Consider the following 12114-nt stretch of genomic DNA (forward strand, 5'->3'; position numbering starts at 1 on the left):
ACGAATTTCCTATACAAATGAGTAAAAGTATAGTAAATTTAATAGTTGGAAAAAGAAAAATAGATAAAGAGTAATACCTTTAAAATCGGAGGAAACCCAAAATGCGCAAAACGAAAATTGTATGTACCATTGGTCCATCCAGTGAATCTCTGGAGAACACCAAAAAATTGATTATGGCCGGTATGAATGTGGCCCGTCTGAACTTCTCCCACGGTGATTTCGATGAGCACGGCGGACGGATCATTGCGATTCGCCAAGCATGCGAAGAGTTGAACAAAACAGTAGCGATCCTGCTGGACACCAAAGGACCGGAAATTCGGACAGGTAAACTCGAAGTTGAACCGATCGAATTGGTTCAAGACGAGTACATCACTTTGACAACAGAAGAAATTCTGGGCACCAAAGAACGTCTTTCCATTACGTATACAGATCTTCCGAATGATGTTGAACCGGGATCTACAATTCTGATCGACGACGGTCTGATCGGACTGACTGTGGTGGAAGTGCAAGGCACCGAGATCAAATGCCGTATCGTTAACGGCGGATCGATCAAAAGCAAAAAAGGTGTTAACGTTCCGGGCGTTGCCATTTCTCTGCCGGGTATCACCGAAAAAGACGCTAACGATATCGTATTTGGTATCGAACAAGGTGTCGATTTCATCGCGGCTTCTTTTGTACGTAAAGCAAGTGACGTACTTGAGATTCGTGAATTGCTTGAAAAACACAATGCTGGACATATTCAAATCATCTCCAAAATCGAAAACCAACAAGGTGTCGATAACCTCGACGAAATCCTTGAAGTGTCTGACGGCCTGATGGTTGCTCGTGGAGACCTGGGTGTTGAGATTCCTGCGGAAGAAGTACCATTGGTACAAAAACGCATGATCCAAAAATGTAACGTTGCAGGTAAACCGGTTATCACAGCTACTCAAATGCTGGATTCCATGCAACGTAACCCGCGTCCAACACGTGCAGAAGCAAGTGACGTGGCGAATGCGATCTTCGACGGTACGGACGCAATCATGTTGTCCGGTGAGACAGCTGCGGGTAAATACCCAGTTGAATCTGTTCTGACTATGTCCCGTATTGCTGAAAAAGCAGAATCTGCTCTGCCTTACCAAGAATTGTACCTGAAACAACGTGTTGCTCAACAAACAACAGTTACAGAAGCAATCAGCCAATCGGTTGCTCTTCAAGCTCAAGATTTGAACGCAAAAGCGATCATTACTTCGACTGAATCAGGACATACTGCACGCATGATTTCCAAGTATCGTCCAGAATCTCCAATCATCGCTGTGACAACGGAAGACAGAACTTCCCGTCGTTTGGCTCTGGCTTGGGGTGTAACTCCTGTCAAAGGAAGACTGGTTGATTCCACGGATGCTTTGTTCGAAAATGCAATTGAAGGCGGCGTAAAATCCGGACTTGTTAAAGAAGGAGACCTGGTTGTGATCACAGCAGGTGTACCTTTGGGTCGTTCCGGTTCTACCAACCTGATTAAAGTAAGCCAAATTCCAAACAACGCTTAATAGCGTCTTGGATGGAGAAGCAACAGGAAAGAAGCAATGGGGCTTTATTGTCCCGTTGCTTTTTTTCCATCTTATTGACACTTTACAGCGATGTGCCACGTATGAATGTTAGAGCGAAGGAGGCCGATAACGTGCGAGAACAGATCAACGGTAGCTGGTATGCGGCACGTCTTCGTGTACGCTATCAAGAAAGTGACCAGATGGGCGTGGTCTACCACGCGAACTATTTGAATTGGTTTGAAATCGGTCGAACTGAGATGATTCGCCAAATGGGGTATACATATCGTAAAATGGAGGAACAGGGGTTACTGCTTCCCGTAACCGGACTGGATGTGAAGTATCACAAGCCTGCCCGATATGATGATGAGATTATCATTTTCACCCGTATTGCTGCATTTAGTGGTCTGCGACTGAACTATGAGTATGACGTAAGACGCATGTCTGAAGAACCTGATGAGCACATGGCGATTGGAGAACGGGTATGGTCCACTGATGAATCACTCCCCGGTGAACGGCTAGTTACAGGTTCTACCCAGCATGTATGGGTGAATGGGGACTGGAAACCAGTTCGGCTGGATAAGGCAGCCTCTGAGTTATACAGCGCGCTTGAAAAGGTGTGGCTTTCGGGAAAGGGGTAATACGTCAATGCGAAAATGGATGTGGGCTTTACTCTTAATCATTCCGGTGATTGAATTATTTGGTTTTATTCTGATGAGTGACTGGATCGGAGCCGGAAAGACATTGCTTCTCATGATTCTCACGTCCTTGATTGGTATAGCAATGTTGCAGTTTGAAGGGCGAAAAGTACTTGTGGATGCCAAATCCGAGATGGAGCGTGGCAAGGTACCTGGAAGAAAAATGGTCGATGGTCTTTTTATTTTTGTCGGTGGTTTCCTGCTTTTGATTCCAGGTTTTGTAACGGATCTGATCGGGTTTACACTGGTATTTCCATTAACACGTCCGGTGTACCGTCTGTTCTTCCTGGGGTGGCTGGAGAAAAAAATGAAAAGTGGCAAAATTACGTTTTATCGCCGTCCGAAATGAAACACCAGTTGTTATGCATAATGGAAAAGGCTCCGCTCAGCAGATGATTTCTGTTGAACGAAGCCTTTTTCTATTTTACCTGTGTGCTCATAAGACGATGCCTCATCGGACACGTCCGTTGATGATATACGTTCTAAGGTCGCGTAATACGTTAGCCCGATTGAACGCATCGAGAATCACGAGACTTACAGGGCCAATAATTAAGCCCAGCACACCGAACAACTTCAAACCCACAAACATGCCAACCAGCGTGGCGAGTGGGTCGAGCCCTACACTGCTTGCGAGCACCTTCGGTTCAATAATCTGACGGGCGATCAGCAAAATAAGATAAATAACACTAATCCCAATCCCTAAATACAGATCTCCGTTCATAAAGAGGTATGCTGCCCAAGGCACCATGACCAGACCAACACCCAGATAAGGAAGCAGATCGACCAAACCAATCATCAGAGCGATGGTGAAGGCTGAATTGACTTGCAATATAAGCAGTCCAATCATGACGAATAGTGCTGTAATCGAGATCATGATCAATTGTGCTCTTGCGTATCCAAACAGTGCCTTCTTAAGGTCGGTCCATATGTCGGAGATCGGCTTGCGAATGGAAGAGGGTACCCATCCCGATACGGTGATGTTGTGCCTGGTCCAGCTTTTGCTAATAAAGAATGTAGACAACAGAACAACGATTAATACCGCGCCCATGTTCGGCAGGGAAGTCAGCAGACTCAGAATCATGTTGAAAAATCCGGTGACCAGATCGGTCACGGCTGTACCCACCGTTTCGGTCGTTTTACTGATATTGCTGTTGATGGTTTCCTGGTAGTTGGGATTCTCCTTGTAAAATTCATTGATCTGCGCAGTCAAACTCTGAATGGTGTCATTCTGGGTCCAGCGCACAAACGTGTCCTTGATCTCATCAACATGAAGATCAAAACTTGTCGTCAGTGAAATGACCTCTTTTACCATGCGGGTAATCGCCGCAGACAACACCACTGCAATGGCTCCAAAATAAAGGATCAATGAAAGAGTCACAGCCAGCCAGCGGGGGAATCGTGCTCGATGCTGAAGCAGTTTCACTAATGGATTCATGGCATAGGCGATAATCCAGGCAATCGCAAAAGGGTACAAAAGCGGGAACAGCAAGTATATGGCAACGGCGATCAGAACGGCCGCAATGATAACCCATAAGCCACGGAGCAGGCGTTTCATTATTATTCTATCCAAGCATCAACTCTCCTTAGTTCAATTAAGCCGACCTATGTATGATCCATGAAGCAGTATTAGAAATAGATGGCTATCTTAATTAATATAGAGCATTTACAAGGTTTTGAAACGCCGGGATGTTACCAGATCTTGTTCAAGAGCGGACTTTTGAACAAGATCTACGGGGATTCTTTCTTTTGCCTAGAGTATGCCTTAGTATTACAGAATATAGCAATAGAAAGTTCTTCATACGACAGGATTGGTTAAAAAACATTAAATGTCAACCTTGTTTTTGTAAAGGCTTTCAAAAATGCTTTATCGGTCCGATAAAGAAGTTTGATGTGCGAATGAACTCTCATCATGTTCACATAAACGACAAAATCCAGTATGATGTTATAAGTAAATACCGATTGACAGATAGGAAAACCGTAGTTTGAAATATTTGTTAATTTTAAAATGAAAATGTTTACAAAAAGAGAATAGGTGCATTTTGGCACTTATATGACACTCTGGAATGGTTCCTGATTTCGCTTATTAAAGGAGAGATGTAATATGACAGCTACCAAAGGTCTGGAAGGCATCGTTGCGACAACCTCTTCGATCAGTTCTATTGTAGACGGTGTGCTCACATACCGTGGTTACGATATCGACGATTTGGCTGAACATGCCAGCTTTGAAGAAGTTGCCTATTTGTTGTGGTTTGGTAAATTGCCAACAACGGATGAACTGAAATCCCTTCGTAAAAGCCTGAGCGATTACGCGCCGATTCCGAGCGAGTTGATTGCACAAATCCAATTGTATCCGAAAAACGTCAGTACCATGGCAGCACTTCGTTCCGCTGTCTCTGCACTTGCACTGTACGACGAGCAAGCTGATGAGATGACAACGGAAGCAAATGAGAACAAAGCGGTTAAGTTGCAAGCACAGTTGCCAACGATTGTGGCAGCCATCGCCCGTATCCGTCAGGGCAAAGAACCTGTGGCTCCAAAAGAAGGCGCTTCCATCGCAGAGAACTTTTTATATATGATGACTGGTGAAGAACCATCCGAGACCGCAGTGAAAGCATTGGATCAAGCTCTTGTCCTGCATGCGGATCATGAGTTGAACGCGTCAACATTTGCAGCCCGTGTAACGGTTGCTACGCTGTCAGATATCTATTCCGGTGTAACTTCCGCCATTGGCGCACTGAAGGGACCACTGCATGGCGGTGCTAATGAAGCCGTTATGAAAATGTTGAATGAGATCGGTACGCCTGATCGTCTTGAAGCGGCAATTCAGGAAAAACTGAATAATCGTGAAAAGATCATGGGCTTTGGACATCGGGTGTACAAAAACGGTGATCCACGCGCCAAACATCTACAGAAGATGTCCAAGGAACTTGGCGAGATGAACAATGATACGCGTTTGTATGATATGTCTGTGAAGATCGAGGAACTGGTAACAGGACAAAAAGGACTGAAGCCTAACGTAGACTTCTATTCTGCTTCTGTATACACCCAACTGGAGATCGAACAGGAATTGTTCACTCCGATCTTTGCCATCAGCCGGGTGTCTGGATGGACAGCGCATATTTTGGAACAGCTTGCGGACAATCGCATCATTCGTCCACGTGCGGAGTACACTGGCCCTACAGAACAGAAATACGTTTCTATTGAACTTCGCTAATAGCCGCAAAAACAGTATAATAATATGGACGAGGTGAAGGGTTGGAAAGCAGAGGCTTTACTGGCTTAAGCTCTCAGGACCCTTCTCTCAACAAGACTAGTGGTATGATGAATACTGCATATACGAAACCTAGGAGGAATTTTAACTATGAAATTAGAAAAATTTGCTCACCCAACTGAAGGCGAAAAAATCCAAATTGATAACGGTACACTTCAAGTACCTAGTAATCCGATCATTCCATTTATCGAAGGTGACGGTACAGGCCGTGATATCTGGAAAGCTTCCAAACGTGTATTGGATGCAGCTGTTGAAAAAGCTTATGATGGCAACAAAAAAATCGCATGGTATGAAGTGTTTGCTGGACAAAAAGCATTCGATACATACGGTGAGTGGTTGCCGAATGATACACTGGAAGCCATTCGTGAGTATATCGTAGCGATCAAAGGACCATTGACTACGCCAATCGGTGGCGGTATCCGTTCCCTGAACGTTGCCCTGCGTCAAGAGCTTGACCTGTACACTTGCTTGCGTCCTGTTCGTTATTTCGACGGTGTACCTTCTCCGGTTAAACGTCCTGAGTTGGTAGACATGGTCATTTTCCGTGAGAATACGGAAGATATCTATGCAGGAATCGAGTATGCTGAAGGTTCTGAAGAAGTGAAAAAAGTGATCCAGTTCCTGCAACAGGAGATGGGTGCTAACAAAATCCGTTTCCCTGAGACTTCCGGTATTGGTATCAAACCAGTATCTTCCGAAGGTTCGAAACGTTTGGTACGTGCAGCAATTCAATACGCAATTGATCATAACCGTAAGAGTGTTACATTGGTACACAAAGGTAATATCATGAAATTTACCGAAGGTGCCTTCAAAAACTGGGGATACGAAGTGGCTGAAGAAGAGTTCGCTGACAAAGTATTCACTTGGGCACAATATGATATCATCAAAGATAACGAAGGTACAGATGCAGCGAATGCAGCACAAAAAGCCGCTGAAGATGCTGGTAAAATCATCGTAAAAGATGCAATTGCCGATATCGCTCTGCAACAAGTATTGACTCGTCCAGGCGAATTTGATGTTATCGCAACATTGAACCTGAACGGTGACTATCTGTCCGATGCACTTGCAGCGCAAGTGGGCGGAATTGGTATCGCTCCTGGAGCAAACATCAACTATGTAACAGGACATGCCATCTTCGAAGCAACTCACGGTACTGCACCTAAATACGCGGACAAAGATGTCGTGAACCCTGGTTCCGTTATTCTGTCCGGAGTAATGTTGCTTGAGCACTTGGGATGGCAAGAAGCAGCTAACCTGATCTACAAAGGTATGGAAACATCCATTAACAATAAAACAGTAACGTATGACTTTGCACGTCTGATGGACGGCGCTACTGAAGTGAAATGTTCTGAATTCGCGGATCAAATCATTAAAAACCTGTAAGGGGAGATGTGAATCTTGACTATTCAGCGCAAAAAAATCACAGTAGTCGGCGCTGGTTTTACCGGTGCTACGACCGCATTAATGCTTGCCCAAAAAGAACTCGGGGATGTTGTGCTGGTTGATATTCCTCAACTGGAGAACCCGACGAAGGGGAAAGCACTCGATATGATGGAAGCAAGTCCTGTACAAGGATTTGACAGTCATATCGTCGGTACTTCCAACTACGAAGATACTGCAGGTTCTGAGATTGTAATCATCACCGCTGGTATCGCCCGTAAACCGGGTATGAGCCGCGACGATCTGGTCAATACGAATGCGGGTATCGTGAAGTCCGTTTGTGAAAATGTGAAAAAATATTGCCCTGATTCCATCGTCATTATTCTAAGCAACCCGGTTGATGCGATGACTTATGCAGCTTATCAGACCCTTGGTTTTCCTAAAAACCGTGTTATCGGTCAGTCAGGTGTTCTGGATACAGCACGTTATTGTACCTTCATTGCGCAAGAGTTGAACGTATCTGTTGAAGATGTTCGTGGATTCGTTCTTGGTGGTCACGGAGACGATATGGTGCCCCTCGTTCGTTATTCGAGCGTGGGAGGCATTCCGATCGATACGCTGATTCCGGCTGACCGGATCGAATCCATCGTTCAGCGTACACGTGTTGGCGGTGGTGAGATTGTGAATCTGCTTGGTAACGGCAGTGCATATTACGCACCGGCGGCTTCACTTGTTCAGATGACCGAAGCGATTTTGAAGGACAAGAAACGTATCATTCCAGTGATCGCTTATCTTGAAGGTGAATATGGCTATAATGATCTGTTCCTCGGTGTACCAACCATTCTGGGTGGTAACGGCATTGAGAAAATATTCGAACTTGACCTGACTGCGGAAGAAAAAGCAGGATTGGACAAATCTGCTGATTCGGTTCGCAACGTCATTTCGGTAGTAAACCTGTAAGTTTGAAAACTTTTTGAACAGAAGCTAAAAGAAAACCTCCGGTAAACCCGGAGGTTTTCTTTTCTTTGGATAAGTTCCCCAGTATAATGGGATGTGATGTATAGCACACCGAAAATGTTGAGGAGGATGAAAATTTTGACAATGATTATGTATCTGCTCCATATTGTTGGAGCACTGGCGATGGGATTCTATTTGATTCTGCCATTCGTGGTCGGTAAAATCCGTACCTTGAATGCTGCAGCACAAGAGGGAGCCTTTGCATCGCTTCGTTCTTTGAACAAAGTTGCGCAGTATGGACTTGTAATCCAACTTCTTACTGGTGGTTACCTGATGACCAAAGGCGAGTATTCTCATGTCTGGATGGCTGTCGTTGTTGTTCTGCTCTTGGCTATTGCGGCTATTGGAGGAATTATGGGTAAACCGCTGCGACTCGCTGCAGAAGGTGTGAAGAACAAACGTGATGTGGGTCCTGAGCAAAGCAAGATCCGTATGTTCAGTACACTTCTGGCTGTATTCTTGCTAATCATGGTGTACCTCATGGTAAATAATCAGGTGATCTAAGTGCGTTGTGGACGGTTAATCCACCTTACGAAGATGTATTGTTAGTCGTTGGTTAAGCGTTTGCAGACGGAATTAGGACAAGCCGGATGATATGTAAGATGGTGTTTCGTTGAAACAAATGAAAAATAGACAGCCTCATTGGCTGTCTATTTTTGTTATTGCCGAGATGAAATCAACAGTCCTCGGGTTATTTGAACTGGAAGTATAGGGATCACTACCATACATATCATCATGCATATTCCATCAGACACGGTCTACACTGATTAGGTTGTACTCACACTAAATGCACGCACTGCATTTCGACCATTGCGCTTGGAATCGTACAAGGCAGTATCAGCGTCGCGTAACAAGGACTCCAGCGAATCCGACCCTCCATTGTACTGGGCGATACCAAAGCTTGAGGTCAGCGTAATAGGTACTCCCTTAACATCCAGGGGGTCATTCAACAAGGCAACTCTAAGTTGTTCGGCAAGTTTCTCTGCTTCTTGAAGCGAGGTATTCGGAAGAGCGATGACAAACTCTTCTCCTCCATAACGAGCAAACAACATCTCAGGGCTTAAATATCGATTACAAACAGAGACCACATGAATGATGGCCTGATCGCCAACATCATGCCCGTAGGTATCGTTGATGCGTTTAAAGTGATCAATATCAAATAAAATAAATGATACAGGTTGCGTTTTAAGCTGAGCTTCACTCAAAATCTCCCGTCCTCTATGCAAAAATTGAGTGCGATTATAGATTTTGGTCAGACCATCGAAATAAGCCAGTTGTTTCAGCTGTTCTTGCAAGAAGCGTTGTTCCGTTATATCGATTAACATAATTAGACTGCCCACAGTCTGTGCATCCTTATTATACACGTAAGATGTCCTGACCTGATAACAGACGGTCTCTCCATTTAACTGCCAGTACAGATCGGTTTGCAATCCTTCTCTTCCGTATTCAACGGGAAACGTCTTTCCAGCAAGATTAAGCCAGATATCATCCAAGGGTTGGCCAATCATGGTTGTATTAAGCTCTGGCAACATGTCACGCAGAGATCTGTTGTAATCGACCAGTCGATTGAAACTATCCAGTACAATAACACCTTCACGCATGCTCTCAAAAATACTGTCTTTGGCGATGGGGACGATGGTCAGTAGACGTGAGGATAGAATCGCCCAGATATACATGGCAGATGTGATACACATGAGTACGGGTACGGGGTCCATCCCGCCGGGAGTCAAACCAAGCAAATACAGAAAAGCTGCGACCATAGGAATAATCTGTGAAGTAATGAGAGTAAGTAATTGACGACGATACATCTTCTTGGTGTGTCTCCATTGTCCAATCAGAATGAGGCAGGCACATAACAGACAGGAGAAGGTGAATGCACCGTGTACAACATACCATTGACCCACTGCGATATCCATCAGAGGAACGGGACTATCTTCTCTCAGCCATACTTTTTTATAAAATAGATGATGAAAGTCATTGGTTGCAACCATACCTAGTGTAATGGAAGGGATTACAAACAAAGAGGCAGTTACCTTTTTGGATAACGTTTTTCCTGTGTACTTTATCATCAACATGAGGCCAAGAGATGCGGAGAAGGGCATGCCTATATACTCCACGGTGGTCCAAAACTTCATCTGTTCCAGCGTGTTGCTGGCCAGCTCAATCGCATAACCAAAAGTGTATATGGAGAGTGCAGCTGTGTAGAGAATGAATATTTTGGAACTGGGGATCTCGGATCTTCTGAAATAGGTATATAAACACAAAAAGACATTCAGCACGGCTGAAGTAGCTACGAGTGTTATATATGTATTAATATGCGATTCCATTGTCAGGTCTCCATGTTAGGTTAGAATGATTAAACCAATAAAAATGAGAGTTAAAGCACATCAGTATACTGTACATTGTACATCAGCCCAAGCAGCATAGGAATACACTTTGTATCATGAAACAGTCTAATTTCGAATAAATTTCGAATTTTGGCAAACCAGGCATTGAAGCAAATCGATTGTTTGATATCCAAAGAGAGTGGTAAATAACGATTAGAGACGGCGCGCTGAGGCTTAAGTTGCTGTTCATCGCAGAAGAATAATCTGAACTGTTCATGCCATCCTACAGAATGAGACTTTTTTCAGAGAACGAAAGACAAGGAAGATTGCAGTTAGAGTCCATGTCTTCTGTAATCCAAACATGTTCACATTTTGAGAGGAGAATGTTAGATGTCAACCAATACACAACAAAATCAAAAAACAATGCCAGCACAGCATCAGGATCAACGCCCCGGTATTGAATCGGAGATGCATCCCAGACCGGAATTTGAGAAGCCTGAATACAAGGCAGCAGGTAAACTGACGGGTAAGGTGGCGCTTATTACAGGGGGTGACAGCGGAATTGGACGTGCTGTTGCTGTTACGTATGCCAAGGAAGGCGCGGATGTCGCGATTGTATACCTGAGTGAGCACGAAGATGCCAAGGAAACGAAGCGTCAGGTCGAACAAGAAGGACGCAAGTGCATCTTGATTGCAGGTGACATTGGTGATGATGCCTTTGCGAAGAAATCGGTTCAGCAGACAGTAGATGAACTGGGCAAACTGGACATTGTCGTGAATAACGCAGCAGAACAGCATCCGCAGCAGAATCTGGAGGATATTACGCCAGAACAACTGGAGCGTACATTCCGTACCAATATCTTTGGTATGTTCTATGTGACGCAGGCAGCCCTGCCACATCTGAAGAAGGGCAGTACGATTATTAATACAACCTCCATCACAGCCTATCGCGGAAGCCCAACCCTGCTTGACTATTCATCTACCAAAGGAGCAATCACTTCGTTCACTCGTTCGTTATCGATGAATGTGATTGAGAAGGGAATTCGTGTTAATGCCGTTGCACCAGGGCCGATCTGGACACCACTCATTCCATCCACATTTGATGAGAAAAAAGTAAGTGAGTTCGGCGCAACGCAGCCAATGAAGCGGCCAGGACAACCGGATGAACTGGCTCCCGCTTACGTATACCTTGCTTCGGATGACTCTTCGTATGTGAGCGGACAGGTGATGCATGTGAATGGTGGCGAAGTGGTGAACGGATAATACGTTAAGAACGTTTAGATTCAGGATAAGATTGATTATATAGAGAGACGTATCGCTTTCAGCATGGCTGAGCGGTGCGTCTTTTTTATATCAGGTGAATATGTATGTCAAAGATGCGGTTAGCACCTGTTTACAAAAGTCGGCATCTCTGTTGATACAATTATGATAATTTATTAATAGCCATGTCTGACTGGAAACTCCCTAATCTGTGATATGATAGATCGAGCAATTATACTCGGAGGGACAAGTCATATGAAAATGAGCAAACAGAATGCAGCACATTATATATGGGGTGCACAGTGCGACGGTTGGCATCTCGTTCAAAATGAAACACTCAGCATTATTCATGAGCGAATGCCCGCAGGAACGGCTGAAATACGACATTATCATTCGGTAAGCCGTCAGTTTTTTTTCATCCTCAGCGGTGAAGCATGTATGGAACTTAATGGAGAGACGTTTGTGCTGGAAACTCATGAAGGAATAGAGATTGCACCCGGAATGCCGCATCAGATGATGAATCGGAGCGACGAAGAAGTGGAGTTTCTCGTAATCTCCAATCCGGGTACCCGTGGGGACCGAATTGAACTGGATTCAAAGTAGAGCAATTCATTAAATATTAATCTGATCATAAA

General features: G+C 44.5%; 11 protein-coding genes. 9 read left to right on the forward strand and 2 right to left on the reverse strand.

Features of this window, described 5'->3' with window-relative positions; genetic code table 11:
- Window positions 1-101 precede the first annotated feature (101 nt).
- The 3 genes from pyk (at window position 102) to MKY87_RS25405 (ending at window position 2573) form a co-directional block, all read left to right on the forward strand.
- Window positions 102-1529, forward strand: a complete 1428-nt coding sequence (gene pyk / locus MKY87_RS25395; protein ID WP_017689492.1) for a pyruvate kinase — start codon at window positions 102-104, stop codon at window positions 1527-1529.
- Window positions 1530-1630: 101 nt separating this feature from the next.
- The gene (locus tag MKY87_RS25400) at window positions 1631-2167 is read left to right on the forward strand and encodes an acyl-CoA thioesterase (protein WP_338593352.1); all 537 of its coding nucleotides are present in this window, start codon (window positions 1631-1633) and stop codon (window positions 2165-2167) included.
- Between the two features lie 7 nt (window positions 2168-2174).
- Entirely contained in the window at window positions 2175-2573 is a 399-nt protein-coding gene (locus MKY87_RS25405; RefSeq protein WP_036609835.1) for an FxsA family protein, read from the forward strand.
- Window positions 2574-2675: 102 nt separating this feature from the next.
- On the opposite strand, the gene ytvI is transcribed toward MKY87_RS25405, so the two are convergent.
- Window positions 2676-3794 carry a sporulation integral membrane protein YtvI gene (gene ytvI / locus MKY87_RS25410; protein WP_339784849.1) on the reverse strand — a complete coding sequence of 373 codons (1119 nt, stop codon included), beginning with the start codon at window positions 3792-3794 and terminating at the stop codon, window positions 2676-2678.
- Between the two features lie 531 nt (window positions 3795-4325).
- Between ytvI and citZ the strand changes: the two genes are divergently transcribed.
- The 4 genes from citZ (at window position 4326) to MKY87_RS25430 (ending at window position 8396) form a co-directional block, all read left to right on the forward strand.
- The gene (gene citZ / locus MKY87_RS25415; RefSeq protein ID WP_017689488.1) at window positions 4326-5438 is read left to right on the forward strand and encodes a citrate synthase; all 1113 of its coding nucleotides are present in this window, start codon (window positions 4326-4328) and stop codon (window positions 5436-5438) included.
- A gap of 147 nt (window positions 5439-5585) precedes the next feature.
- Window positions 5586-6878, forward strand: a complete 1293-nt coding sequence (icd, locus tag MKY87_RS25420; RefSeq protein ID WP_076330335.1) for an NADP-dependent isocitrate dehydrogenase — start codon at window positions 5586-5588, stop codon at window positions 6876-6878.
- Window positions 6879-6893: 15 nt separating this feature from the next.
- Window positions 6894-7835, forward strand: coding sequence for a malate dehydrogenase (gene mdh / locus MKY87_RS25425; protein ID WP_036609827.1), 942 nt, complete (start codon window positions 6894-6896; stop codon window positions 7833-7835).
- Between the two features lie 135 nt (window positions 7836-7970).
- A complete protein-coding gene (locus tag MKY87_RS25430; RefSeq protein ID WP_017689485.1) occupies window positions 7971-8396 on the forward strand; it encodes a hypothetical protein in 426 nt (141 codons plus the stop codon).
- Window positions 8397-8659: 263 nt separating this feature from the next.
- Here the strand turns inward: MKY87_RS25430 and MKY87_RS25435 are convergent, their stop codons facing one another.
- Window positions 8660-10219: a histidine kinase N-terminal 7TM domain-containing diguanylate cyclase gene (locus tag MKY87_RS25435; protein ID WP_340966711.1), complete on the reverse strand. Its 1560-nt coding sequence runs from the start codon at window positions 10217-10219 to the stop codon at window positions 8660-8662.
- Between the two features lie 390 nt (window positions 10220-10609).
- Here MKY87_RS25435 and MKY87_RS25440 point away from each other — a divergent pair, with 390 nt between their 5' ends.
- Complete coding sequence (locus MKY87_RS25440; protein ID WP_047842322.1) at window positions 10610-11482, forward strand: SDR family oxidoreductase; 873 nt, start codon at window positions 10610-10612, stop codon at window positions 11480-11482.
- Window positions 11483-11734: 252 nt separating this feature from the next.
- On the forward strand, window positions 11735-12082 hold the full coding sequence (locus MKY87_RS25445) for a cupin domain-containing protein (protein WP_339784845.1): 348 nt from the start codon (window positions 11735-11737) through the stop codon (window positions 12080-12082).
- The last annotated feature ends 32 nt before the right edge of the window (window positions 12083-12114 follow it).

Origin of the sequence: Paenibacillus sp. FSL R7-0198 (genome assembly GCF_038000415.1) — a bacterium.
Classification (GTDB): Bacteria; Bacillota; Bacilli; order Paenibacillales; family Paenibacillaceae; genus Paenibacillus.